Raw genomic sequence first — 24556 nt, 5'->3', positions numbered from 1 at the left:
CCCCGCCGCGACGTACTGCCGAGCCGGCCGCAGCGCCTCGGCGTGCAGGGCCTCGTCGATGTCGATGAGCATCTTCGTCATGACCACCACTCTCGTGTATCCGTGAGCGTCATGCGTCCACGTGCGTGAGATCGCACGTGAGGGTAGGCGCCCGCCCCCACCCCGGGGCATGCTGATCGTCAGGCCCGGGAGCGCGAGGAGGAGTACAGGTGATCGGACGCGGCGACGTACCGGCGGAGGCACTCTCGTATGCGCACGGTGTTGCGGAGTGGCCGCTGCTCGGGGACACCATCGGGGCGAATCTGGACCGGACCGTCGCCCGGTTCGGGGATCGGGACGCCCTGGTGGACGTGCCGGGTGGGCGACGCTGGACGTACGCACAATTCGGCGCGGACGTCGACGAGTTGGCGCGCGGACTGATCGCCAAGGGTGTCGCCAAGGGCGACCGGGTGGGCATCTGGGCGATCAACTGCCCGGAGTGGGTGCTCGTCCAGTACGCGACCGCCCGCATCGGCGCCGTCCTGGTGAACATCAACCCGGCCTATCGCGCCCACGAACTCGAGTACGTACTCAAACAGTCCGGGATCGGCGTCCTGGTCGCGTCGCTCGGCCACAAGTCCAGCGACTACCGCGCCCTGGTCGACCAGGTCCGCGCCAACTGCCCCGACCTGCGCGAGACCGTCTACATCGGCGACCCCACCTGGCGGGACCTCACGGCGGCCGGCGCCACCGTCGAGCAGCGTGAACTCGACACCCGCAGCGCCGAGTTGAGCTGCGACGACCCCATCAACATCCAGTACACCTCGGGCACCACCGGCTTCCCGAAGGGAGCCACGCTCTCCCACCACAACATCCTGAACAACGGACACCGGGTCGGCGGCCTCATCGGCTACACGGAGCAGGACCGCATCTGCCTGCCCGTGCCGTTCTACCACTGCTTCGGCATGGTCATGGGCAATCTGGCGGCCACCTCGCACGGCGCCTGCATGGTGATCCCCGCCCCGTCCTTCGAGCCCGCGGCCACCCTCGCCGCCGTACAGCAGGAGCGCTGCACCTCGCTGTACGGCGTACCCACCATGTTCATCGCCGAGCTGAATCTGCCGGACTTCGCCACGTACGACCTCTCCACCCTGCGCACCGGCATCATGGCCGGATCGCCCTGCCCGGTCGAGGTGATGAAGCGGGTCGTCGCCGAGATGCACATGGAGCAGGTGTCCATCTGCTACGGCATGACGGAGACCTCGCCCGTCTCGCTGCAGACCAGGATGGACGACGACCTGGAGCGCCGCACCGGCACCGTCGGCCGCGTCCACCCCGACCTGGAGGTCAAGGTCGTCGACCCGGCCACCGGCCGCACCGTCGCCCGCGGCGAGCCCGGCGAGCTCTGCACCCGCGGCTACAGCGTGATGCTCGGCTACTGGGACGAGCCCGAGCGCACCGCCGAGGCCATCGATCAGGGCCGCTGGATGCACACCGGCGACCAGGCGGTGATGCGCGACGACGGCTATGTACGGATCGTCGGCCGCATCAAGGACATGATCATCAGGGGCGGCGAGAACATCTACCCGCGCGAGATCGAGGAGTTCCTCTACGCCCACCCGAAGATCGCCGACGTCCAGGTGGTGGGCGTCCCGCACGAGCGCTACGGCGAGGAGGTGCTCGCCTGCGTCGTCCCGCGCGACCCGGGCGACCCGCTCACCCTCGACGAACTCCGCGACTTCTGTGCCGAACGGCTCGCCCACTACAAGATCCCGAGCCGCCTCGAGATCGTCGACTCCTTCCCGATGACGGTCTCCGGCAAGGTCCGCAAGGTCGAACTGCGCCGCCGCTACGGAGGGTGAGCGATAGCGTCACCCCATGGACGAAGCCGAACTGCTGCGCCGCTCCGACGGCCCGGTCACCCACAGCCGTCTCGTCGACGACCTCACCGCGCTCGGCCTCGGCGCCGGGGACGTCGTGATGTTCCACACCCGCCTCTCGGCCATCGGCTATGTGGCGGGCGGGCCGCGGACGGTCGTCGACGCGCTGCGCACGGTGGTGGGCGAGCGCGGCACGCTCATGGTCACCTGCGGCTGGAACGACGCACTGCCGTACGAATTCACCGACTGGCCCGAGCCCTGGCAGCGCGCCGTACGGGCCGAACACCCCGCCTACGACCCGGAGTTCGCCGAGCCGGACCACGAGAACGGCCGCCTGCCCGACGCCCTGCGGCGGTGGCCCGGCGCGGTCCGCAGCCGTCACCCCGACGCAAGCATGGCCGCGCTCGGCGCCCGCGCCCGCGAGCTGATGGCCGATCACCCGTGGGACCACCCGCACGGTCCGGGCAGCCCGCTGGCGAAGCTGGTCGAGGCGGGCGGCCGGGTGCTGCTGCTCGGCGCGCCCCTGGAGACCCTGACGCTGCTGCATCACGCCGAGGCCCTGGCCCAGGCGCCGGGCAAGATCTTCGTCACGTACGAACAACCGCTCCTGGAGGGCGGGTCGAGGGTCTGGCGACGCTTCACCGACATCGACTCGTCGCAAGGCGCCTACGACTACGCGCCGTTGGTGGCCGAGGGCCGCGACCCGTTCGACGCGATCACGAGCGACCTGCTCGCGGCAGGCCACGGACGTACGGGCCACGTGGGCGCGGCCCGCAGCCACCTCCTCGAGGCCCGCGAGGTCGTGGCCTTCGCCCTCGACTGGATCGAGAGCCGCTTCGGGCGTTAGGACCGGTTCCCTCAAGGCCGACTGCGACTGTCCAGGCGTTCCGTCGGCCCGCCGAAGGCGAGAACCAGGGTTCGTGTCGCCAGGAGCCAAGACCCGTCGATCCTGCGGAAGGTGTCCTCGTAGTGGCCGATGTTCGCCGGCAACCGGGGCGCCACCAGCGCCCCCTCGGTATGGCCGTCGACGCGGTAGGTCGCGAAGTAGGTGATCCCCGCGGCGGTGTCCGGCGAGTCGACCGTGATCAGAATGTTCGTGCACATCCGCCGCGACAGCCGATCCGCCGGTCGGGCGCCGAAGTATTCGCGCAGTGCTTCCCGGCCTTCGATCCGCCGCTGGTCGTACGGCCATGCCCAGACTCCGTCGGGAGTGAAGAGGTCGGACACCGTGCCCGGCTCGCCGAGGTCGAGCCGACGGACGAAGTCCAGGACCAGGCGCTCACAGGCGCGTTCCGCGAGGAGACGCTCCATCGGGTCGGGATCGCTGGTAGCCATCTCCACTTCCTACCAGCGCCGCCTGCGCGTCCACGACTCCTTTACCCGGCCGCCGCCCCAGGCCGTACGGGCCGCCGCATGCAGACTCGGGGCCATCGGTCGAGGCCCAGGTCCGCCTCGTGGGCGCGGACCGCCGCCAGGCCGGGTGTCAGTTCCTCGTCGGCGAGGCGGTGGAAGCCGAGTCGCTCGTAGTACGGGGCGTTCCACGCGACCTCGGCGAAGGTGGTCAAGGTGAGCGCAGTGAGGCCCTCGCCTGCCGCGAACTGGTCCGCGTGGTCGATGAGTTGACGGCCGAGGCCGCGACGGGCGGCGGACGGGTGGACCGTGACCTGCTCGATGTGCAGCCCGCCGTCGAGCGGTTCGCCGAGCAGATAGCCGAGTGGCCGGTCGCCGTCCCCGGTGTGCACCCAGGCCCTTCCCGCCTTCCAGAACCGCTCGAGCTCCTCGTCGCCCGGCGGCTCGTCCTCGGCGATCCGCACCATCCCGAGCGGCCGGAACAACTCCCCGGCGGCCTGCTCGATCTCCTGCAGGCCGGCCAGCTCATGAAGCAGAGCAAGTCGAATCGTCACGCGGTCCAGTATCGGGTGCGTGACGTGGCGCCCTGCAGCGAGGGGGGAATCGTCCGGCGGAACTGTGCGGGCCGTACAACAGTCTTGTCTCTCGGAGCGGGCGCATCCGCCGGCCGAGCGGCGACGACGGGGGACACGATGGGACGTTCGTGGTGGCGAGGTGCGCGCAGCAGCGCGGTCGTGGGTACGGCTCTGCTGTTGGTGGGGGCCTGCACGGGTGGCGGTGATCGACCGGATCCGGACCCGTCCGCTGCGCGGTACTCCATGGACGAGGTCTGGCGGGCGGACATCGAGCGCCGGCCGGCCGGGGGCGCGTGGAATGTGGACGTCCTGTCCACCGCGGACACCGTGGTCGGCGTCACCCGGGCCGGAGTGCACGGATACCGGGCCAAGTCGGGTGCCCGTCTCTGGAAGGTCAAGCCGCCCCGGGGCGCGACCGTGCCCTGCGGGGTGACCGGCGAGGTGAATTCGGCCGGGATCGGTGTGGTGCTCTACGGCAAGGGCGCGGAGTATCCGCGTCCTGCGTGCACCACGATGGCGGCGATCGACACGCGTGACGGGTCCGTGCTGTGGAGTCGGTCCCTCGACCGCGTCGACGGCCTGCACAGCGAGGCTGTGTCGGTGAGTGAGCGTGTGGTGGCGGTCTCCAACGGCCACGGCGGGGCGGCGTCGTCCTTCCAGCGGCACGACGTCATCACCGGAGAACGGCTGGGTGCGCTGAAGGAGCCGTCGGGGAAGTGTGCGCTGATGCGACATTTCGTCGGGGACGGCCGGGTGGTGCGCTTCCACAACTGCGGGGGAGACCACCGGGTCAACGCCTACGACATCGACAGCGCCGACGGCGCAGCCGAGTGGAGCCGGCCCGTCAACCATGACATCTGGAACTACGACCTCGTCGGCGCGGAGGGCGCCGACGGCAAGTCGCCCCTGGTGTTCAGCGGCAGAGGAAGGGTGTTCCGGACCTACGACGCGACCGGCCGGAGGCTGCCGGACATCACGGTCTCCGAGAAAGCCGGCGACGAGGTCGGGGCTCGGGATCCTCTCATCGTCAGTGATGCGGTCCTGGTGACCCGCCATTCGCGCAAGAAGGGTACGGACACCCTGGTCGCGCATGACCTGTCAACGGGCAAGCAGTTGTGGGAGATCAAGGACAAGCGTGGGTACGACGTGCTCGGCGTCGACCGGGGCAGCGGCAGCCTCCTGGCACTGGCGAACGACAGCCCCGGCATCAAGATCGAGCGGACACTCCGGCGTATCGGGCTGCGGACGGGCAAGGTCACGAAGGAGGGTGAGCTGCCGTACGACAAGGCCGTGCAGTGGTCCTACACATGGGACCGCGAGAGGCTCTACGGCATCACATTCCGCCGCAAGGACAGCTCGGCCGAGAAGTGGCAGCTCGCGATCGCCGCGTACCGGCGCCCCGTATGACGGAAGCTTCGCGCCCTACGCCCCCGTCGTCACCAGCTCGTCCGCCGGGCTGTTGACCGGCTGCGGGGTGCCCGTGAGGTCGAGGACGAAGAGGGGGACCGTGAGGGTGTCGGCGCGCACGCGGGCCTCGTCGGTGTAGCCGGCCAGGGTGAAGTACACGCCGGTCGCCGAGGCCGAGAGGCTGCTCAGCCAGAGGCATTCGACGTCCCGGACGGTCGCGGGTCGGGTGGACGGCTCGACCTGGGCGACGAGACCCGGCGCGCGCAGGCCCGTCGCCGAGTCCTCGCGCGGTTCCGTGCTGCGTACCTCGCGGTAGCCGAGCCACTTCAGATAGAGGGCCGCGGCCGTCACCGCGTCGCGGGCGGTACGGATCGTCACGGGGTGGAACGCCGGACGGGGCGCCGGGGCCGTCGGTGGCAGCGGGATGTGCGGCGGCAGCACAGTCTGTGCGGGCGGCGGGCCGGTCGCCACCGACTTCACCGGGATACGCAGGGCCGTACCGCAGGAGCAGCCGAGCTCGGGCTGCGGCCACTGGTCCTGGCGGCCGCAGCCGGGGCAGCGTACCGACACCCATTCGTCGGCCCAGGTGCGCTGCTCGATCGGGACGGCTCCGGCCCCGCGCAGCAGCGGCGGTGTCACCGGGGTCCCGCAGCTGCAGGGGAAGCTCGGCGGTGCGTAGAGATGTTCGCGGCGGCATTCGGGGCAGCGCACCGGAACGCTCTCTGTCATGGCTCTGCGGCCCCCCTCTGGCTCTGCGGCCGGCCGCACGACCGGCTCGGCTGCTGCGTACCCCCATCGTCCATCACGAGCGAAGTTCTGTGGAGGGACTTCGGCACGTCGAGCGGGGCCGGCGCCCGAAGTTGCGGACGTTCCGCCCCTGCACTCTTGACGGCCCGCTCGACCTGCTCTTACATTGCTTCCGTATCGCAGAACATAACTTTCACATAGTGGAAGTCGCGAGATTCGCGGCGCAGAGTCACACGGCGCGGAGTCACGCAGCACAGATTCAGCAGCACAGAGTCATCAGTCCGACGGCCACGCAGGAGTACCCGATGCCCCGAATGACAGCCGCCCGCGCGGCAGTGGAGATCCTCAAGCGGGAAGGCGTGACCAACGCGTTCGGAGTGCCGGGCGCCGCGATCAACCCCTTCTACAAGGCGCTCAAGGAGGGCGGTGGCATCGACCACACGCTCGCCAGGCACGTCGAGGGCGCCTCGCACATGGCCGAGGGCTACACCCGCACCAACCCCGGCAACATCGGTGTGTGCATCGGTACTTCGGGCCCGGCCGGCACCGACATGATCACCGGTCTGTACTCCGCGATCGGTGACTCGATCCCGATCCTGTGCATCACCGGCCAGGCCCCGAGCCACCTCCTGGCCAAGGAGGACTTCCAGGCCGTCGACATCGCCTCGATCGCCAAGCCGGTCAGCAAGATGGCCGTCACCGTGCTTGAGGCCGCCCAGGTCCCGGGCGTCTTCCAGCAGGCCTTCCACCTGATGCGCTCCGGCCGCCCGGGCCCGGTCCTGATCGACCTGCCGATCGACGTCCAGCAGACCGAGATCGACTTCGACCCGGACACGTACGAGCCGCTGCCGGTCTACAAGCCGGCTGCCACCCGCGCCCAGGTCGAGAAGGCCATCGGCTTCCTGCTCGAGTCCGAGCGCCCGCTGATCATCGCGGGCGGCGGCATCATCAACGCCGACGCCAGCGACCTGCTCGTCGAGTTCGCCGAGCTCACCGGCACGCCGGTGGTGCCCACCCTGATGGGCTGGGGCACCATCGCGGACGACCACGAGCTGAACGCCGGCATGGTCGGCCAGCAGACCGGCCACCGCTACGGCAACGCCACGTTCCTCGAGTCGGACTTCGTGCTCGGCATCGGCAACCGCTGGGCCAACCGCCACACCGGCTACAACCTCGGCGTCTACACCGAGGGCCGCAAGTTCGTGCACGTCGACATCGAGCCCACCCAGATCGGCAAGATCTTCGCCCCGGACTACGGCATCACCTCCGACGCCAAGGCCGCGCTCGAGCTCTTCGTCGAGGTCGCCCGCGAACTCAAGGCCGCGGGCAAGCTCCCCGACCGCTCCGCGTGGATCGCCTCGCACCTGGAGCGCAAGGAGACCCTCCAGCGCCGCACGCACTTCGACAACATCCCGATGAAGCCGCAGCGCGTGTACGAGGAGATGAACAAGGCCTTCGGCCCGGACACCCGCTACGTCACCACGATCGGCCTCTCGCAGATCGCCGGCGCCCAGATGCTGCACGTCTACAAGCCGCGGCACTGGATCAACTGCGGCCAGGCCGGCCCGCTCGGCTGGACCATCCCGGCCGCGCTCGGCGTCGCCAAGGCCGACCCGGAGTCCCCGGTCGTCGCGCTCTCCGGCGACTACGACTTCCAGTTCATGATCGAGGAGCTGGCGGTCGGTGCCCAGCACCGCATCCCGTACGTCCATGTCCTGGTGAACAACGCCTACTTGGGCCTCATCCGGCAGGCGCAGATCGGTCTGGACATCAACTTCCAGGTCAACCTGGAGTTCGAGAACCAGAACAGCCCCGAGCTCGGTGTCTACGGCGTCGACCACGTCAAGGTCGCCGAGGGCCTCGGCTGCAAGGCGATCCGCGTCACCGACCCCGCCGAGCTCGCCACCGCCTTCGAGCAGGCCAAGAAGCTGGCCCAGGAGCACCGGGTCCCGGTCGTCGTCGAGGCGATCCTGGAGCGCATCACCAACATCGCGATGAGCCCGACCGCGGACATCAGCGCGGTGAAGGAGTTCGAGGAGATCGCCACCGAGCCCGGTCACGCCCCGACCGCGATCAGGCCCCTGAAGGTCTGATCCACCACGCTGCCGACCGGGCGGCGCCCGGTGGCCGGGCCCTCGAACCGGCCACCGGGACCCTCCGCATCCCGGTCGGCGACAGCCACGAAGGCCTCCGCGCCGGATCCTCGTACGAGTCCGGCGCGGAGGCCTTTCTGCCGGCCTGACGGGTCCGGCTACGTCCTCGGCATCAGCCGCCCGTGCGCACCACAGGGATCCAGATCTCCCCGTCCGCGTACGTGCCGTCCTCCGAGACGGTGGTGCGGGACAGCTCGGGGCCCGGCCGCAGTTCGTACGGGTTGGACGGGAACCACTGCGTGAAGATGTCCCGCCACAGGTACTGCACCGCCTGCGGGAACTCGCCGGAGGCCTCGAAGACCGCCCACGTGCCCGCGGGAACGACCAGCGTCTCCATGTCCTCGGGCGCCGCCCGAGTCGTCACCGCACCGTGGAAGTAGTCGAGTTCGGTGCCCTCCTCACGTCCGCCGGAGAGGTTCTCGACCGCGGCCAGGACTCCGCCGGGTTCGCCGTCCGACAGCTCCTCCAGGCGGTCCAGGTTCGCCCTGCCGATGCTCCGGATGAAATCGACGATCGCCGGATTCATGCCCTCGTGCACGAGAGGCACTCGGGTGCCCCGTCCGACCATCCGGAACTCGTCCCGCTCCGCCACGCGATACCGCATGCTGCTGCTCCCTTCGATGGTGAGACGGAAGGACATCCGGGGCTGCGAGCTGAGGCTCGCACCGGACCGCCGGGCCTCGCCGGGCGAGACCCCGTGCAGCTGGCGGAACGCCCGGGTGAACGCCTCCGCCGACGTGTAGCCGTACCGCACCGCGATCTCCAGGAGCGTCCGCTCGCCCGACAGGACCTCCGCGCCGGCCACCGTGAGGCGCCTGCGCCGGATGTACTCGGACAGCGGCATCCCCGCGAGTGCGGAGAACAGCCGCCGCAGGTGGTACTCCGACGTCCACGCGATCCGCGCCAGGTCCGCTGCCTCGATCCGGTCGCCGAGGTGCTCCTCGATGTGGTCCATGGCCTGGTTGAGCCGGTCCAGCACCCCGGTCTCCTTCCGTACTGCTCGACTTCCGTACCGCACCACTGCTGCGGTGCGTCACCAACGCTAGGAAGGACCAAGCCTGCACGACCCGACATCCTGTGCCCGCTCCGGTCGGGCGGAGGCGGCGGGTCGGGGCTCGGCAGGCCGGCCGCGCGCGGAGACCCGGATGCCGGCCGCCGTGAGCTGGCGGACCTGCAGCGAGCCGCACCAGCAGCGGGTCCACACCGTGAGGCCGCGGGCGGTGCGGTGCTCGGAGACGACCGCCGGGGCGGGCTCTCCGTCGGGCCAGCCGCAGTACGGGCAGGCGGCGGCCGCGGGTTCGGGGGGCTGGGCGGATGCTGCGGGCATGGGGCGGCGTTCCTTTCGGGTGGGGCGGGTCCGTCCCTGCCAGCTTCACGTGCTCGACCATGTATATCCAGGTTCGATATCTGCGCGAATTCGTGTACAACAGCTTCATGATTGATTTGCGACGTCTGGCCGTCCTGCGGGCCGTCTCCCGCTGTGGAACGGTGACCGCGGCCGCCGAGGTCGTCCACATGACCCCCTCGGCGGCCTCGCAGCAAATTCGGCGCCTGGCAAAGGAGTTGGGCGTCGAACTCCTCGAGCCGCACGGACGCCGGGTCCGCCTNGAACTCCTCGAGCCGCACGGACGCCGGGTCCGCCTCACACCGGCCGCCCGCGGTCTGCTGCGGCACGCCGATCACATCGAGCAGTACTGGCAGGAGGCCGAGAGCGAGCTGCACGCCGCGCACTCCTCGGTGCCCAGTGGCGTGCTGCGGGTCGCCGGGTTCCCCACCGCCGGCTGCACGCTGCTCGCGCCGATGGTGGCGCGACTGCAGTCCGAGTGGCCCCAGCTCACCGTGGAGCTGCGCGAGGCCGAGCCGCCGGACTGCTACGACCTGCTCTTCGCCGGGGACGCCGATCTGGTCGTCGTCGACTCCTCGCCGACGGCGCCGGCGCCGAGCGACGTCCGCTTCGATCACCAGGCGCTGTTCGACGACCCGTACGACATCCTCACGCACCGGGACCATCGGCTCGCGGGCGCGGCGGCGGTGGAGCTCGCCGACCTCGCGGACGAGCCATGGATCGTGGGGCCGCCGACGACCTCCTGCCGCCGGCTCGACCTGGCCGCGTGCGAGGCCGCCGGTTTCCTGCCCACCATCGCCCACCAGGCCCGTGACTTCCCGCTACGGGCGACCCTGGTGGGCCTCGGTCTCGGGGTGACGCTGATCCCCCGTCTGGTACGGATCCCGTCCGATCTCCCGGTCGTACGCATGCCGTTGACGGGGGAACAGCTGCCCTCGCGCAGGCTGGTGCGGGTGGTACGGGCGGGCAGCGCACAGCACCCGGCGATCGCGGCGGCGGTGGACGCCCTCGACCGCAGCCGGGCGCACGAGCACAGCTACGGCTGAACGCCGAAGGCGCGGCGTACGGGACCGTCCGTACGCCGCGCCTTCGGGGTTCGTGCCGGGACCGCGGCGGGTGCGATGACCTTCCGCGCCGCCCCCTCAGGCCGGGGGAGACACCGTCGGCTTCACCACCGCACTGGCTCGCACGCCGTCGCGGTCCCATGCCAGGGGGTGTTCGCGCACCCCCGCGTCCGCCGGAGCGGACTGCCCGCACCTCGGGCCACCCCTCATTCGGGCCCTCGGTGCGGGCAGGCGCCCGGAATCCCCGACCTCCCGTCAGGTCCCGGGCGCTGCCTGTGAGTTGCTCCCCGTCGCCGGGCAGCCGCTCAGTCCTCGCGCAGGGCGCGGACGGCTTCCTCGACGCGCTTGCCGTAGTCGGCGTCGGCGGCGTGGAAGTGGGCCAGGTTCTTCTCGATGACGTCGTCGCGCGAGACCTGCGAGAGGCCGCCCGCGATGTTCGCCACCAGGCGCTGCTTCTCGTCCTCGCCCATCAACCGGTACAGCTCGCCGGCCTGGAAGAAGTCGTCGTCCTTGGTGTGCGCCGGCGCCTCGTGGGTGCCGGTGTGACCCTGCACCGCGAGCGGCGAGACCAGCGCCTGACCGGTCTCGGCCGGGCCGTCGTACGAGTTGGGCTCGTAGTTCTTCGCGCCGCGGCCCTGCGAGTTGGAGGCCATCAGGCCGTCGCGGCCGTAGTTGTTCGCCTCGGTGGCGCGCGGGGCGTTCACCGCGAGCTGGGTGTGGTTGACACCCAGGCGGTAGCGGTGCGCGTCCGCGTAGGCGAAGAGGCGGCCCTGCAGCATCTTGTCGGGGGACGGACCGATGCCCGGCACGAAGTTGTTCGGGGAGAACGCGGCCTGCTCCACCTCGGCGAAGACGTTGTCCGGGTTGCGGTCCAGGACCAGTCGGCCGACCCGCTGCAGCGGGTAGTCGCTGTGCGGCCACACCTTGGTGAGGTCGAACGGGTTGAAGCGGTAGTCCGCGGCCTCGGCGGCCGGCATGACCTGCACGTAGAGCGTCCAGGACGGGTTCACGCCGCGCTCGATGGCCTGCAGCAGGTCCGTCTGGTGCGAGTTCGGGTCCTGGCCGGCCAGCTCGGCGCCCTGCTCGGCGGAGAGCGAGCGGATGCCCTGGTTCGTCTTGAAGTGGTACTTGACGAAGAAGGACTCGCCCTGGGCGTTCGTCCACTGGTACGTGTGCGAGCCGTAGCCGTTCATGTGGCGGTACGAGGCGGGGATGCCGCGGTCGCCCATCAGCCAGGTGATCTGGTGCGTGGCCTCGGGGGCGTGCGCCCAGAAGTCCCAGACGTTGTCCGGCTCCTGCTTGCCCGTGAAGGGGTCGCGCTTCTGGGAGTGGATGAAGTCGGGGAACTTGATCGGGTCCTTGATGAAGAACACCGGGGTGTTGTTGCCGACGAGGTCGTAGTTGCCCTCTTCGGTGTAGAACTTCACCGCGAAGCCGCGCGGGTCGCGGACCGCGTCCGCGCCGCCCAGGTTGTCGGCGACGGTGGAGAAGCGCAGGAACAGCTCGGTGCGCTTGCCGACCTCGCCGAGGAAGTTCGCGGAGGTGTAGCCGGTGACGTCGTCGGTCACCTCGAAGTAGCCGTAGGCACCGGAGCCGCGTGCGTGCACGACACGCTCCGGGATGCGCTCGCGGTTGAAGCGCGCGAGCTTCTCGAGGAGGTGCTGGTCCTGCAGCAGGATCGGGCCACCGACGCCGGCGGTGGCGGAGTTCTGATTGTCGGCGACCGGAGCACCGGACTCGGTCGTAAGCACGCGCTGCGCCATGATGTCGGGTTGACCTTCCATGCGGGAGCTGCTGAGCGGAAACCTGTTTCCGCCATGTGGAGCGTAAGTTCGGCCTGAACCGAACGTCAACAGTTTGTTGAAGAATTGCGAGCCCCGGGCATCGGGCCTGCGTACGGGCCTGTGCGGCGGTACGGCTCGGGGTGCGGTGACATCCGGACGGCGGCGGCGCCAGGGCGCGACAGGACAGGTGTCAGCGCCGCCGCCGACCGGAAGTGGGGTTCACCGGGCCGGAGTTGACGGACAACTCCGGCCCGGGAAGTACGGGTGCCCGAGGCTCAGGCGGCCGGCTTCTCGCCGGACAGACGCTCGACCGAGCGCAGCAGCGCCGAGTGGTCGAGGCCGCCGTCACCCTGCGCGCGCAGCGAGGCGACGAGCTGGGCCACCACGGCGCCGACGGGCAGCGAGGCGCCGACATTGCGGGCGGCGTCGGTGACGATGCCCATGTCCTTGTGGTGCAGGTCGATCCGGAAACCGGGCTTGAAGTCCCGGTTGAGGAAGTTGTCCTTCTTGCGGGTCAGGACCGTGGAGCCGGCCAGGCCGCCGTTGAGGACGTCGAGCGCGGCCGTCAGGTCCACGCCGGACTTCTCCAGGAAGACCACGGCCTCGGCGCAGGCCTGGATGTTGACCGCGACGATCAGCTGGTTGGCGGCCTTCACCGTCTGGCCGGAGCCGTGCGGGCCGCACAGGACGATGGTCTTGCCGAGCGCCTCGAGCAGGGGCTTGGCCTCGTCGAAGTCGGCCTGCTCGCCGCCGACCATGATGGACAGGACGGCCTCGATGGCACCGGCCTCGCCGCCGGAGACGGGCGCGTCGATGACGCGGATGCCCTTCTCCTTGGCGTTCTTGGCCAGGTCGACGGAGGTCTGCGGGGTGATCGAGGACATGTCGACGATCAGGGCGCCGGACTTCGCGTTCTCCAGGATGCCGTCCGGGCCGTACGCGATGGCCTCGACCTGCGGAGAGGCGGGCACCATCGTGACGACCACGTCGGCGTCCTTGACGGCCTCGGCGATCGACTTCGCCGCGGTGCCGCCGGCGGCGGCCAGGCGGTCCAGCTTGTCCTGCTCCAGGGTGAAGCCGGTGACGTCGTAACCCGCCTTGATCAGGTTCTCGGACATGGGGGAGCCCATGATGCCGAGGCCGATCCAGGCGATCTTCGGGAGGGTGCTCATGAGGGTGCCTTTCTTGCTGTGGTCCTCCGGGACGCGTCGGTCCCTCGGGGCCTGACTGCTGTACTGCGAAGTTGAGTGGCGTGCTCGGGAGTCAGCGCGCCGCGCGGGCTCCGGCCGGGAGCCAGCCGAAGGCCTCGGTGCTCGGCTTGTCGCCGGGCTTGTACTCCAGGCCCACGTAGCCCTCGTAGCCGGCCTTCTTCAGGCGGTCGAGGAGGGACTCCAGGGGCAGGTCGCCGGTGCCGGGGGCGCCGCGGCCGGGGTTGTCGGCGATCTGCACGTGCCCGGTCTTGTCGGTGTACGTGTCGATGATCTGCGCCAGACCGTCGGCGTTCTCGCCGTTCATGGACAGGTGGTACAGATCCATGAGGAACTTGGCGTTGCCGAGCCCGGTGGCGGCGTTCACCGCGTCCACGATCTCGATCGCCTTCGGGGCGCTCACGATCGGGCACTTCGGCGACTCGGGCGCATTGAGCGCCTCGATCAGCAGGATCGCGCCGATACGGTCGGCCTCGCGGGCGGCGAGCTGCAGGTTCTCCAGGGCGAGCTTGTCCTGCTCGGCCGGGTCCACGCCGTCGACGCGGTTGCCGTAGAGCGCGTTGAGCGCCTTGCAGCCGAGCGAGGCGGCGAAGTCGGCGGCCGGCTTGAGGTTGGCGCGGAACTTCTCCGACTCCTCGCCCGGGATGCTGAGCGCACCGCGGTCCGGGCCCGGCAGCTGTCCGGCGTAGAAGTTGAGGCCGGTGAGCTGGACGCCCGCGTCCTCGATCGCCGACTTCAGGGCGTCGAGCTCGGACTGCTCGGGGGTGGGGGAGTCGACCCAGGGCCACCACAGCTCGACCGCCGTGAAGCCGGCCGCCGCGGCGGCCGCGGGGCGCTCCAGGAGCGGGAGCTCGGTGTAGAGGATCGACAGGTTGACATTGAAGCGCTGGTCCGTGAAGCCCATGAGGGGTGGGCGCTCCTTCCGTGTCGCGAGCTTCCGTATTGCGGAAGTTACTTTCTACTTGATGGAAGATTGCCGTCCGGCGTTCGTGCTTGTCAAGAGGGCCGGACGGAAGCGGGGCAGAAATCGGCTCCGGCTGAGGCGTCGGCCGGGCCTGCCCAGTAGGTTGACGGCGTGCGATTGCGAGTGGAGTTCACGACCGAGCCCTTCGACCTCGACGAGGCCCCGCCCCATGCGGTGGTCGCCCGCGAGGTCGTGCAGACTGCCGACCTGGACGCCGTCGATGTCGGCCCGTTCGGCAATACGGCCGAGGGGCGCGCCGACGAGGTGCTGACCGCGGTGGACGCCCTGCTGCGCAGATCGCTCGCGGCCGGCGCGACCCGGGTCTCGCTGCAGGTCAATGTGATCGGCGAAGAAACGACCGGAGCTGCGGAGGGGGAGCGGTGACCGAGCCCAGGGACCACCCGTTCACCGCCGCGGTGAAGCCGCTGGTCGACGCGATGGGCGGTGAGCTGATCCCGCCCGCGGAGGCCTCCGGCGAGGATGTGGTCCTCAACTGGGAGGGCGAGGAACTGGTCGCTGTCCGACTGCCGCAGCTCGCGGACTCCCTGGACCGCATCCTGCTTGCCCTCGAGCGCCGGCACGGCAGACCGCTCGCCGAGCTCGACCGCAAGTCCAAGCAGGAGGTCGTCCGGATACTCGAGGGCCGCGGCGCCTTTGCCGTACGGCATGGGGTGGAGACCGTCGCCGGCGCGCTCGGAGTGTCCCGTTTCACCGTCTACAACTACCTGAACAGGGAAAACGCGGCCAAGGGAGAGTAACTTCCGCCTCCTTGGGCACACGCGTACTCACGCGTAGTGAAGGAGCCGTCGCCCGGATCGCCGGGCGGCGGCTCCTTTGTTCAAATGATTTCAACAAACTGTTGACGCGGTGTTGTGGAAGGTCTTAGCTATTCGCAGCCCGTCCAGCACAGCCACGGAGGCTCCCGTGACGTCGAGCACCACACCGGGCCTCGCCCGGTTCAACACCCTGGAGGAGTCCGCACTCGCTGCGGAACTGACCGAGGTGTGCGCCAGTTCCGTCTGGGGGAGCAAACTGCTCGCCCAGCGCCCCTACGCCACCGTCGATGCCCTCTTCACCGCGAGCGACGCCGCCATGGCCGAACTCGCCGTCGAGGACCTCGAGGAGGCGATGGCGGGACACCCGCCGATCGGCCGCCCCAAGCCGGGCGACCCGACGTCGGCCCGTGAACAGCGCGGCATGGCAGGCGCCTCCGAGGAGCTCAAGCAGGAACTGCTCGAACTGAACCTGGCCTACCAGGAGAAGTTCGGACACGTCTTCCTGATCTGCGCGACCGGCGCGACGGCCGAGTTCATGCTCGGCCGTCTCAAGGACCGGATCGGCAACGAGCCCGGAGCGGAGCGGGAGATCGTCCGCACCGAACTGGGCAAGATCAACCGGATCCGGCTCACCCGTCTCGTGGAAGAAGGAAGCGACGCATGAGCACCGACACGACCGCCTCCGTGTCCACCCACATCCTGGACACCAGCCTCGGCCGCCCGGCCGAAGGCGTCCCGGTGCAGCTCTCCGCGCGCAGCGGCGCCGGTGAGTTCGTGGACCTCGGTGGCTCGGCCACCGATGCCGACGGGCGTTGCAAGGACCTGCCGGCCCTGCCGGTGGGCACCACCCACGTACGTCTCGACTTCGCGACCGAGACGTACTTCCTGACCAGGAACGACCAGCAAGCCGAGGCGCAGCAGGACGCCCCCGCGAATCGGGACAGCGGTGCGTTCTTCCCGGAGGTGGCGATCACATTCGCCGTCGTGCCGGGCGAGCACTACCACGTACCGCTGCTGCTCAACCCGTTCGGCTACTCCGTATACCGAGGGAGCTAGCAGACATGCCCACGATTCTCGGCCAGAACCAGTACGGCAAAGCAGAGAACCGCGTCGTCAAGATCACGCGGGACGGCGACACCCACCACATCAAGGACCTGAACGTCTCCGTCGCCCTCTCCGGCGACCTCGACGACGTCCACTACTCCGGCTCCAACGCGCACTGCCTGCCGACCGACACCACCAAGAACACGGTGTACGCGTTCGCCAAGGAGTACGGCATCGAGTCGGCCGAGCAGTTCGGCATCCACCTCGCCCGGCACTTCGTGTCCAGCCAGGAGCCGATCCACCAGGCGCGCATCCGCATCGAGGAGTACGCCTGGGAGCGCATCGAGACCTCGGACGCCAACTCCAAGTTCATCGGCTCCGACGAGGTCAAGCACTCCTTCGTCCGCAAGGGCCAGGAGACCCGGGTCACCCAGATCACCTACGACGGTGAGAACTGGGAGGTCATCTCCGGCCTCAAGGACCTCATCGTCATGAACTCCACCAACTCGGAGTTCTGGGGCTACATCAAGGACAAGTACACGACCCTGCAGGAGGCGTACGACCGCATCCTGGCCACCCAGGTGTCGGGCCGCTGGCGGTTCAACTGGACCGACGACGAGCAGCGGATGCCCAACTGGGAGAAGTCCTACGAGCAGGTCAAGAAGCACATGCTGCAGGCCTTCGCCGAGACGTACTCCCTGTCCCTGCAGCAGACCCTGTACCAGATGGGTTCGCGCATCATCAACCACCGTTCGGAGATCGACGAGGTCCGCTTCTCGCTCCCGAACAAGCACCACTTCCTGGTGGACCTCGAGCCGTTCGGCCTGAAGAACGACAACGAGGTGTACTACGCCGCGGACCGGCCCTACGGCCTGATCGAGGCGACCGTCCTGCGGGACGGCATCGAGCCGCGGATCCCGCTCGACATGACCAACCTGTAGTACCGGCCAACCCGTAGCACCCGTAGGTGAACTGACCACGTGTCAGTGCGCCGGCCCTGCCCCCGCAGGGCCGGCCGCCTGCAACCTCCGACGCGCATGCGCCGGCGTCTGCCCCGGAATTCGCACCCCGGGGGACAGGAGGGGAGCGGGGGCATCTGCGCAACACCCGCGCAGGCGAAGGTCGTTCAGGTCTCCGCCCGCGCACACGGACTCGGTCGTCACCCCGCTCGACCCCCGAGTCCGTACGCATCCGGGTGCCACCCCACCCGTGAGAGGAACGAGGAACCGCCATGGCGGCTTCGCGCATCGTCATCGAGAACTGCGCCATCGCGACGGTGGACGCCCACGACACCGAATACGCCTCCGGGCACGTGGTCGTGGCGGACAACCGCATCGAGTCGGTGGGCGCGGGACCGGCCCCCGAGGGCCTGCAGAACGTGACCCGCCGCATCGACGGCACCGGCCACCTGCTCACCCCGGGCCTGGTCAACACGCACCACCACTTCTACCAGTGGATCACCCGCGGCCTCGCCACCGACCACAATCTCTTCGACTGGCTCGTCGCCCTCTACCCCACCTGGGCGCGCATCGACGAGCCGATGGTCAGGGCCGCCGCCGAGGGATCCCTCGCGATGATGGCCCGCGGCGGAGTCACCACCGCCATGGACCACCACTACGTCTTCCCGCAGGGCTCCGGCGACCTCTCCGGCGCGATCATCGGCGCCGCCCGCGACCTGGGCGTACGCTTCACGCTCGCGCGCGGCTCCATGGACCTGAGCGAGAAGGACGGTGGACTGCCGCCGGACTTCGCCGTCGAGACCCTCGACGGCGCGCTCGCCGCGACCGCCGACACCGTCGACAAGCACCACGACGCCTCCTTCGGCGCGATGACGCAGGTCGCCGTCGCACCCTGCAGCCCGTTCTCCGTCTCCACCGAACTCCTCAGGCAGGGCGCCGAGTTGGCCCGCGCCAAGGGCGTACGCCTGCACACTCACGGCTCGGAGACGGTGGAGGAGGAGAAGTTCTGCCACGAGCGGTTCGGCATGGGCCCGACCGCGTACTTCGAGTCCACCGGCTGGCTCGGTGACGACGTGTGGATGGCGCACTGCGTGCACATGAACGACGCCGACATCGCGGCCTTCGCCCGCACCGGCACCGGGGTCGCGCACTGCCCCTCTTCCAACGCGCGCCTCGCCGCCGGCATCGCCCGGGTGCCCGACATGCTCGCCGCGGGCGTCCCCGTCGGCCTCGGCGTGGACGGCACCGCGTCCAACGAGTCCGGCGAACTCCACACGGAACTGCGCAACGCCCTGCTCATCAACCGGCTCGGCGCCCACCGAGAGGCCGCCCTGAACGCCCGACAGGCGCTGCGCCTCGGCACCCACGGCGGCGCCCGGGTCCTCGGCCGGGGCGACCAGACCGGCTCCGTGGAGGCCGGCAAGCTCGCCGACCTGGTCCTGTGGAAGGTGGACGGCCTCGGCCACTCCACCATCGCGGACCCGGTCACCGCCCTGGTCTTCGGCGCCCCCGCGCCGGTCACCGCCTCCTTCGTCGACGGACGGCAGATCGTCGAGCACGACCGACTGCTGACCGCCGACGAGGACCGTATCGCCAGGTCCGCGCGCGACGAGGCCCAGCGCCTCGCCCGTATCGCCGCCGGAACCTGACCCCAGACGTCCGGCAGAGGGGGACGGCCCTCAGCCGGAGCCGTGGATCCGAGCGGGATCCACGGCAGCCGCGATCGGTGGACGCGGGCCTCGGTCCGCGTCCACCGGCCGGTGGACCGTCCACGTCCCACCCGTACGAGCCGCACCACCCGCAGCACCGAGCGACCGCACTCGCCGCCACCACCTCTCCCCCTCCCCATCCGACCGACCCGACCCGCGAGAGCACCACCCGCACCCACCAAGTGCGCCCGTCCGAACGACCTCCATGACACCGCGTCGCTGGCGACGCGCAAACCGACCGGAGGAACCGCCGTGGCAGCAACGCCCAGGGTTCGAAAAGCAGTCGCCGTGCCAGAGGACGGAAACGTCCGCGACCAGAAGCCGACCAAGCACCCGGTCGACGAGACGCTCCCTCCCCTGAAGATGATGACCAGCGGCCTGCAGCACGTGGCCGCGATGTACGCGGGTGTCGTCGCCCCGCCCCTGATCGTCGGAGCGGCCGTCGGGCTCTCCGCGAAGGAACTCACCTTCCTCACCGGTGCGAGCCTGCTCACCGCGGGCCTCGCGACCTTCCTGCAGACCCTCGGCATCTGGAAGATCGGCGCCCGGCTTCCGTTCGTCAACGGCGTCACCTTCGCCGGCGTCGCCCCGATGCTCGCCATCGTCGACCAGACCAAGGACAAGGACGACGCGCTGCCGATCATCTTCGGCGCGATCATCGTCGCGGGACTCCTCGGATTCCTGGCCGCACCCTTCTTCTCGAAGCTGATCCGCTTCTTCCCGCCGGTCGTCACCGGCTCGGTGATCACCCTGATCGGTGTCTCCCTGATGCCCGTCGCCTTCGGCTGGGCACAGGGACCGGACCCCGCCGCGAAGGACTACGGATCGACCAAGTACCTGGCGCTGGCCGGCATCACCCTGGTGATCGTGCTGTTGATACGCCGCTTCACCAGCGGGTTCGTCAAGCAGATCGCCGTACTGCTCGGACTGATCATCGGCACCGTCATCGCCGTCCCGTTCGGCGTCACGGACTTCAGCGCGGTCGGTGAGGCGAGCATCGTCGGCTTCCCGACGCCCTTCCACTTCGGTGCCCCGCAGTTCGCCGCCGCCGCGATCATCTCCATGTGTGTCGTCATGGTCGTGTCGATGACCGAGTCGACCGCGGACATGCTGGCCCTCGGCGAGATCGTCGACAAGCCCGCCGACGAGAAGACCATCGCGGGCGGCCTGCGCGCCGACACCCTGGGCTCGGCCATCTCCCCCTTCTTCAACGGCTTCATGTGCAGCGCCTTCGCGCAGAACATCGGCCTGGTCGCGATGACGAAGATCCGCAGCCGTTTCGTCGTCGCCGTCGGCGGTGGCTTCCTCGTCCTGATGGGCCTGTGCCCGATCGCCGCCTCGCTGATCGCGACGGTGCCGCGGCCGGTTCTCGGCGGCGCCGGTGTCGTGCTGTTCGGCTCGGTCGCCGCCAGTGGTATCCAGACCCTCGCCAAGGCCGGCCTGGAGAAGGACAACAACGTCCTCATCGTGGCCGTGTCGCTCGCCGTAGGCCTGATCCCGATCGCCGCGCCGGAGTTCTACCACGCCTTCCCCGAGACCGCGATGATCATCCTGGACTCCGGTATCTCCACCGGCTGTGTCGCGGCCGTGGTGCTCAACCTGGTCTTCAACCACATCGGCAAGGGCAAGGACGCCGAGGACGTCACGCATCCGATGGAAGCGGGCGAGGACCTGGCCGAGCCGCGTGCCGAGAAGGCGGCGGCGCCGGTCCACTGAGGCACCTGTGGTGCGCGACTGATCACCATGGGCCCGTACGGGGCGGACACGGCACGTGGGGTGCCTGTGCCCGTCCCGTACGACTGCGGGTGTCCGTCCCGTACGTCTGCCGGTACGGGCGCCCCCTGGCAGGGCGACTCAGGGGCCGAACAGGTCCGGATTCGAGGCCAGGGCGCGGAAGTGCCCCGCCGGATCCGCCACCAGGCGGCGGGCCGCGAGGTCCAGCAGGCCGCCGACCGCGGACACCTCGGCCGCCACCGTGCCGTCCGCCTTGCGGATCGTCTGCTCGACGCCGAACGATTTCCCCGTGCCCCAGACGAAGGCGCAGCTCACCTCGACCTCGTCCCCGGCCAGCAGCTCACGCCGGTACCGGATCGTGGTCTCCAGGACGACCGGTCCGACGCCCTTGTCCACCAGATCGTTCTGCCGGATCCCGGCCGCCCGCAGGAGCGACCAGCGGGCGTGCTCCGCGTACTGCAGATACACCGCCTGATTCAGGTGACCCTGCACATCGGTCTCATAGCCGCGGACGGTCACGGGCACCGTGAATGGCTCGGACATGCTTCCCCTTCGACGAACGTGTCGTGCTGATCTTGTGTCGTGCTGATCTCCAACAGGCCCCGCCCGTACGGCATTCCGGGCGGCCCGCGCCGGTCAGACACGGCGGGGCGAGGCCAGCACGCAGCGCCCGCCGCCGCGCTCGGTATGGGTGCCGACCTGCCATCCCGCGGCCTCCAGGGCACGGGCGCAGGCCTCGAGGGCGCCGTCGGGCGCCTCCGCCCCGCCGGCGCCGCCGGGTATCAGACGTACGGCGACCGCCTCGGGCTGCGGAGTCTCCCCGACCCGGTACCCGCCCTCCGAGTCGCTCGCCGGCCGGCAGCCCGCCGCCTCGAGCGCGAGTGCGGCCGCCTGCACCAGATGGCTGCGCTCCCAGGCGCAGGGCCGATCGGTCGAGCCGTCCCGATGCGTCATACGCCGCAGCTCCAGCAACCCCTGCCAGGCACTGTGCACTTCACGCGCCCGGCCGGGCGTGGCCACGGCCTCGCCCGGCGCCCCGGTGCGCGCGGCGAACACCCGCGAACCGGCGCCGTCCACGGGAGCCGGCGGTGGCTCGGCGGCGCCCCGGAGCTCCTCCCGGAATCGATGACCCGCCGGTGTCAGGAAGTACGCGCGCGGCGGCCGCGCATGCCGGAACGCGAGCCCCCGCGAGACCAGGCCCTCCAGCTGGCCGGGCGTCCCCGACAGCCGGCCCGTCACCGGCTCCGCGTCCAGAATGACGCGCCGCTGCACCGCGCTCGCCCGCCCGCTCATCACCACGCCACCTCTCACCTCCGCCCCGCGGCCCCTGCGGGGAGGCCGCTCCTGCGACCTGCTCCCCATGGTGCCCGCCACCTCTGACAACGGCCCCCGGGCGCGCGTCCGCCGCACGGCGTACGGGCCGCCGCCCCGGCGTAGCAGCGCAAATTGCTCACTTCCGTGCGTAGCCGCGCAGCGGGAACCGGGCCATCGTGGTGCTTTCGCCCGTGAACCGCACCAGATCCGTGAATCGCACCAGATCCGTGAACCACCGCAGAGAGGACCGGAGTTGCGAAGACGTCACTTCATGTCGGGCCTGGCCGGAGTCGCGGCGTCCGCCGCCCTCGTCCCCGCGTCCGCCGCCCACGCCGCACCCCGCGCCACCGCCGCCGGCCGCCCCGCGGCGGAAGGCTGGCAGGAGGTCGCCGTACCGCCCGCGGAACCGGCCGCCCGCTTCTACGCAGTGGCCGCCGCCGGACCCGCGCTCGCCTGGGCGGTCGGCGCGCAGGAACTGCAGGTGGGTTCCGGCCGTCCCGTCGCCCACAGCTGGGACGGCACCGCCTGGACCGAGACCGGCCTCGGCCACATCGAGGGACTCGCCTATCTGCACGCCGTCGCCGGGAACACCGACCAGGCCTGGACGGTCGGAGCCGACGCCGACGGCGCCTACCGCCTCTTCGGCTGGGGCGGCAGCACCTGGCAGGAGGAGTCGTACCCCGGCCAGGGAGAGGCCGGTACGAGACTCACCGACGTCGCGCTCGCCGCCGACGGCACCCTGTGGGCGTCCGGCCGGAACGGCGAACAGGCAGGACTGCTGCACCGCCCGGCCGGCGGCTCCTGGCAGTGGACCCCGCCGATCCCCGGCGACGCGGTCCCGGCACCGTCGGGCGTCCGTGTGACACCCGGCGGCGAAGTCTGGGTGTACGGCGAGGTCATCGCCCGCTGGGACGGCGACTGGACGGTGATCCCGCGCAACCCGGGCCTGCTCGCCACCGTCACCGGACTGCTGCCGATGACCCACGACGACATCTGGCTGACCGGCTACGGCTACAGCCCCGGAGGCCCGCCCGGCAAACCGCCCGCCATCGACTTCGAGCGCTGGAACGGAGAGGAGTGGACCGATGTGGCGGCCCCGTTCAGCATCGGCATGCTGAGCGGCATCGTCGCCGACGAGCAGGGGCAGCCCGAACTGATACCCGGCTGGGACTTCTGGGACCAGCCGCGCGCCCACTATCTGCGCTGGAACGGCACGGAGTGGGTCGGTGAACGCGGACCCGAGACCGAGACCACCTTCCTGCCCACCGGCCTGACCCGCATCCCGGGACCCCAGGGCGGCCACTGGGCGGTCGGCACCACCTCGTTCTACGCCCAGCCCCCGGCCCAGCTGCGCATCGAGCACCACGCCTGACCCGAGCACCACGCCTGACCCGACCGCCACCGGGCACGCCCCGGGGTGCAGCGCTCTGCCACCGCGCCGCACCCCGGGGGACGCTCACACCACGCTGACGGGATGCCGCACCACGGCGTCGAAGAGATAGCCCTGATCATTGGGGACGGTACGGTCCGGCTGGCGCACTCCGCGGGAGTCGGTCGCCCGTGCCAGGAGCTGCGTCGAGCCGGCCCGCCGCGGCCGCCAAGTCACCGTCCAGCGCACCCAGTTGTCGGGCCGCGGCGCATCCCGCAGGCGCGCGGGCCGCCAGCTCGCGCCGCCGTCCGTGCTCACCTCGACCGATGTCACCCGCCCGCCGCCCGACCACGACCGGCCGCTCAGGACATGGGTGCGGTCGGCGGTGAACTCCTGCCCCTCGGCCACCTCGAAGGCGCTCTTCACGGTCTGCCGGGTCAGCGGCGCACTGCCCTCGGGCGGATACGCATCGCCGAACAGCCGGTAGAAGTCGGTGTTCCAGGGCGAGTACAGCGGCTCGGCGGACACCTCGATGTCACCGACCCACTTCACCGAGGCGATGCCCACCCAGGACGGCACCAGGACCCGGACCGGATGCCCGTGGTCGGCGGGCAGCGGCTCGCCGTTCATCTCGTACGCCAACACCACGTCGTCCAGGGCCTTTTCGACCGGCAGCGGGCGTCGCACCCGCCCGAGGTTCGTGCCGTCGTCGGTCACGTAATCGGCGTCCAGGCCCCGCGGCTGCACGTCCACGGCGTCCCGGCGTACCCCGGCGAGCCGCAGTACGTCCGCGAGCCTGGCGCCGCGCCAGCGGGCGCTGCCGACCGCGCCGAGCCGCCAGGAGGTGCCGGAGGCGGGCTCGCCCTGCTGGGTGTCGAAGTAACTGCGCCCGTTCCCCGCGCACTCCACGAGCGCACTGATCGTCACCGACGGCAGACGCCGCAGCTCGTCGTAGGAGAACTCCCGCCCTGCCGGCCGACGCAGCCCGCTTCCCCATACCCGCAGACTCCAACTGTCCTTGTCGATCAGGGGAGTCGAGGTGTGATTGCGGACGAAGAACCGCTCGACGGGCGTGTGCCGCCCGGTGCCGCGGAGCGCCTCGAAGCGGGTCTCAGCATTGGTGCCGTGGACCCTGAACCATTCCTCGGGCAGCGGCTTCACGGTCCCGAGGGTAGCCGCCCCGGGTGCTGCCCGC

General features: G+C 70.4%; 24 protein-coding genes and 1 pseudogene. 14 read left to right on the top strand and 11 right to left on the bottom strand.

Features of this window, described 5'->3' with window-relative positions; translation table 11 throughout:
* Window positions 1-209: 209 nt before the first annotated feature.
* Both DY218_RS21305 and aac(3) read left to right on the top strand, forming a co-directional pair.
* Window positions 210-1841: an AMP-binding protein gene (locus DY218_RS21305; RefSeq protein ID WP_325052012.1), complete on the top strand. Its 1632-nt coding sequence runs from the start codon at window positions 210-212 to the stop codon at window positions 1839-1841.
* Window positions 1842-1857: 16 nt separating this feature from the next.
* On the top strand, window positions 1858-2706 hold the full coding sequence (gene aac(3), locus DY218_RS21300; protein ID WP_128557708.1) for an aminoglycoside 3-N-acetyltransferase: 849 nt from the start codon (window positions 1858-1860) through the stop codon (window positions 2704-2706).
* Window positions 2707-2717: 11 nt separating this feature from the next.
* Here aac(3) and DY218_RS21295 read toward each other — a convergent pair whose 3' ends face one another.
* Both DY218_RS21295 and DY218_RS21290 read right to left on the bottom strand, forming a co-directional pair.
* Complete coding sequence (locus DY218_RS21295; RefSeq protein WP_128557707.1) at window positions 2718-3194, bottom strand: nuclear transport factor 2 family protein; 477 nt, start codon at window positions 3192-3194, stop codon at window positions 2718-2720.
* 41 nt (window positions 3195-3235) lie between these two features.
* Entirely contained in the window at window positions 3236-3763 is a 528-nt protein-coding gene (locus tag DY218_RS21290; RefSeq protein WP_233521766.1) for a GNAT family N-acetyltransferase, read from the bottom strand.
* A gap of 138 nt (window positions 3764-3901) precedes the next feature.
* On the opposite strand from DY218_RS21290, the gene DY218_RS21285 reads away from it, so the two are divergent.
* Window positions 3902-5191, top strand: a complete 1290-nt coding sequence (locus tag DY218_RS21285; protein WP_158574076.1) for an outer membrane protein assembly factor BamB family protein — start codon at window positions 3902-3904, stop codon at window positions 5189-5191.
* A 15-nt stretch (window positions 5192-5206) separates the two neighbouring features.
* Here DY218_RS21285 and DY218_RS21280 read toward each other — a convergent pair whose 3' ends face one another.
* The gene (locus DY218_RS21280; RefSeq protein ID WP_128557705.1) at window positions 5207-5920 is read right to left on the bottom strand and encodes a hypothetical protein; all 714 of its coding nucleotides are present in this window, start codon (window positions 5918-5920) and stop codon (window positions 5207-5209) included.
* A gap of 332 nt (window positions 5921-6252) precedes the next feature.
* Here DY218_RS21280 and gcl point away from each other — a divergent pair, with 332 nt between their 5' ends.
* Window positions 6253-8031, top strand: a complete 1779-nt coding sequence (gene gcl / locus DY218_RS21275; RefSeq protein WP_199566817.1) for a glyoxylate carboligase — start codon at window positions 6253-6255, stop codon at window positions 8029-8031.
* A 172-nt stretch (window positions 8032-8203) separates the two neighbouring features.
* On the opposite strand, the gene DY218_RS21270 is transcribed toward gcl, so the two are convergent.
* Together DY218_RS21270 and DY218_RS21265 are read right to left on the bottom strand one after the other, a co-directional pair.
* Window positions 8204-9070 (bottom strand): AraC family transcriptional regulator, encoded by an 867-nt coding sequence (locus tag DY218_RS21270; protein WP_128557703.1) that lies wholly within the window; start codon window positions 9068-9070, stop codon window positions 8204-8206.
* A gap of 63 nt (window positions 9071-9133) precedes the next feature.
* The gene (locus DY218_RS21265; RefSeq protein WP_128557702.1) at window positions 9134-9418 is read right to left on the bottom strand and encodes a hypothetical protein; all 285 of its coding nucleotides are present in this window, start codon (window positions 9416-9418) and stop codon (window positions 9134-9136) included.
* Window positions 9419-9525: 107 nt separating this feature from the next.
* On the opposite strand from DY218_RS21265, the pseudogene DY218_RS35325 reads away from it, so the two are divergent.
* Window positions 9526-9698, top strand: a pseudogene (locus tag DY218_RS35325) (helix-turn-helix domain-containing protein); the annotation flags it as partial.
* A gap of 1 nt (window position 9699) precedes the next feature.
* A partial coding sequence (locus DY218_RS21260; RefSeq protein WP_233521765.1) for a LysR substrate-binding domain-containing protein occupies window positions 9700-10482 on the top strand: 783 nt, incomplete at its 5' end.
* A 323-nt stretch (window positions 10483-10805) separates the two neighbouring features.
* Here the strand turns inward: DY218_RS21260 and DY218_RS21255 are convergent.
* The 3 genes from DY218_RS21255 to DY218_RS21245 form a co-directional block, all read right to left on the bottom strand.
* Window positions 10806-12263: a catalase gene (locus tag DY218_RS21255; RefSeq protein ID WP_128557722.1), complete on the bottom strand. Its 1458-nt coding sequence runs from the start codon at window positions 12261-12263 to the stop codon at window positions 10806-10808.
* 296 nt (window positions 12264-12559) lie between these two features.
* Window positions 12560-13456 carry a 2-hydroxy-3-oxopropionate reductase gene (locus DY218_RS21250; protein WP_128557700.1) on the bottom strand — a complete coding sequence of 299 codons (897 nt, stop codon included), beginning with the start codon at window positions 13454-13456 and terminating at the stop codon, window positions 12560-12562.
* 91 nt (window positions 13457-13547) lie between these two features.
* The gene (locus tag DY218_RS21245) at window positions 13548-14396 is read right to left on the bottom strand and encodes a TIM barrel protein (protein WP_128557699.1); all 849 of its coding nucleotides are present in this window, start codon (window positions 14394-14396) and stop codon (window positions 13548-13550) included.
* Between the two features lie 171 nt (window positions 14397-14567).
* Between DY218_RS21245 and DY218_RS21240 the strand changes: the two genes are divergently transcribed.
* The 7 genes from DY218_RS21240 (at window position 14568) to DY218_RS21210 (ending at window position 20660) form a co-directional block, all read left to right on the top strand.
* A complete protein-coding gene (locus DY218_RS21240; protein ID WP_128557698.1) occupies window positions 14568-14840 on the top strand; it encodes a hypothetical protein in 273 nt (90 codons plus the stop codon).
* A complete protein-coding gene (locus tag DY218_RS21235) occupies window positions 14837-15214 on the top strand; it encodes a helix-turn-helix domain-containing protein (RefSeq protein ID WP_128557697.1) in 378 nt (125 codons plus the stop codon). The genes DY218_RS21240 and DY218_RS21235 overlap by 4 nt, the downstream gene beginning before the upstream one ends.
* Before the next feature lie 166 nt (window positions 15215-15380).
* On the top strand, window positions 15381-15896 hold the full coding sequence (gene uraD / locus DY218_RS21230) for a 2-oxo-4-hydroxy-4-carboxy-5-ureidoimidazoline decarboxylase (protein ID WP_128557696.1): 516 nt from the start codon (window positions 15381-15383) through the stop codon (window positions 15894-15896).
* Window positions 15893-16288, top strand: a complete 396-nt coding sequence (gene uraH / locus DY218_RS21225) for a hydroxyisourate hydrolase (RefSeq protein ID WP_128557695.1) — start codon at window positions 15893-15895, stop codon at window positions 16286-16288. The genes uraD and uraH overlap by 4 nt, the downstream gene beginning before the upstream one ends.
* Before the next feature lie 5 nt (window positions 16289-16293).
* On the top strand, window positions 16294-17217 hold the full coding sequence (pucL, locus tag DY218_RS21220) for a factor-independent urate hydroxylase (protein WP_128557694.1): 924 nt from the start codon (window positions 16294-16296) through the stop codon (window positions 17215-17217).
* A 290-nt stretch (window positions 17218-17507) separates the two neighbouring features.
* Window positions 17508-18884, top strand: a complete 1377-nt coding sequence (locus tag DY218_RS21215) for an 8-oxoguanine deaminase (protein ID WP_128557693.1) — start codon at window positions 17508-17510, stop codon at window positions 18882-18884.
* 423 nt (window positions 18885-19307) lie between these two features.
* Entirely contained in the window at window positions 19308-20660 is a 1353-nt protein-coding gene (locus tag DY218_RS21210) for a nucleobase:cation symporter-2 family protein (RefSeq protein ID WP_128557721.1), read from the top strand.
* Between the two features lie 138 nt (window positions 20661-20798).
* Here the strand turns inward: DY218_RS21210 and DY218_RS21205 are convergent, their stop codons facing one another.
* Together DY218_RS21205 and DY218_RS21200 are read right to left on the bottom strand one after the other, a co-directional pair.
* Window positions 20799-21221, bottom strand: a complete 423-nt coding sequence (locus DY218_RS21205) for an acyl-CoA thioesterase (RefSeq protein WP_128557692.1) — start codon at window positions 21219-21221, stop codon at window positions 20799-20801.
* A gap of 93 nt (window positions 21222-21314) precedes the next feature.
* Complete coding sequence (locus tag DY218_RS21200) at window positions 21315-21971, bottom strand: hypothetical protein (protein ID WP_128557691.1); 657 nt, start codon at window positions 21969-21971, stop codon at window positions 21315-21317.
* 274 nt (window positions 21972-22245) lie between these two features.
* On the opposite strand from DY218_RS21200, the gene DY218_RS21195 reads away from it, so the two are divergent.
* Window positions 22246-23364: an NHL repeat-containing protein gene (locus DY218_RS21195; RefSeq protein WP_128557690.1), complete on the top strand. Its 1119-nt coding sequence runs from the start codon at window positions 22246-22248 to the stop codon at window positions 23362-23364.
* An 84-nt stretch (window positions 23365-23448) separates the two neighbouring features.
* Here DY218_RS21195 and DY218_RS21190 read toward each other — a convergent pair.
* On the bottom strand, window positions 23449-24556 hold a 1108-nt coding region (locus tag DY218_RS21190; RefSeq protein WP_128557689.1), incomplete at its 5' end, for a sulfite oxidase.

Source organism: Streptomyces triticagri (assembly GCF_003429565.1).
In the GTDB taxonomy this organism is placed as follows: domain Bacteria; phylum Actinomycetota; class Actinomycetes; order Streptomycetales; family Streptomycetaceae; genus Streptomyces; species Streptomyces triticagri.
Note: the sequence above shows the minus strand (reverse complement) of the source record. Positions and strands in the feature narration are given on the sequence as shown.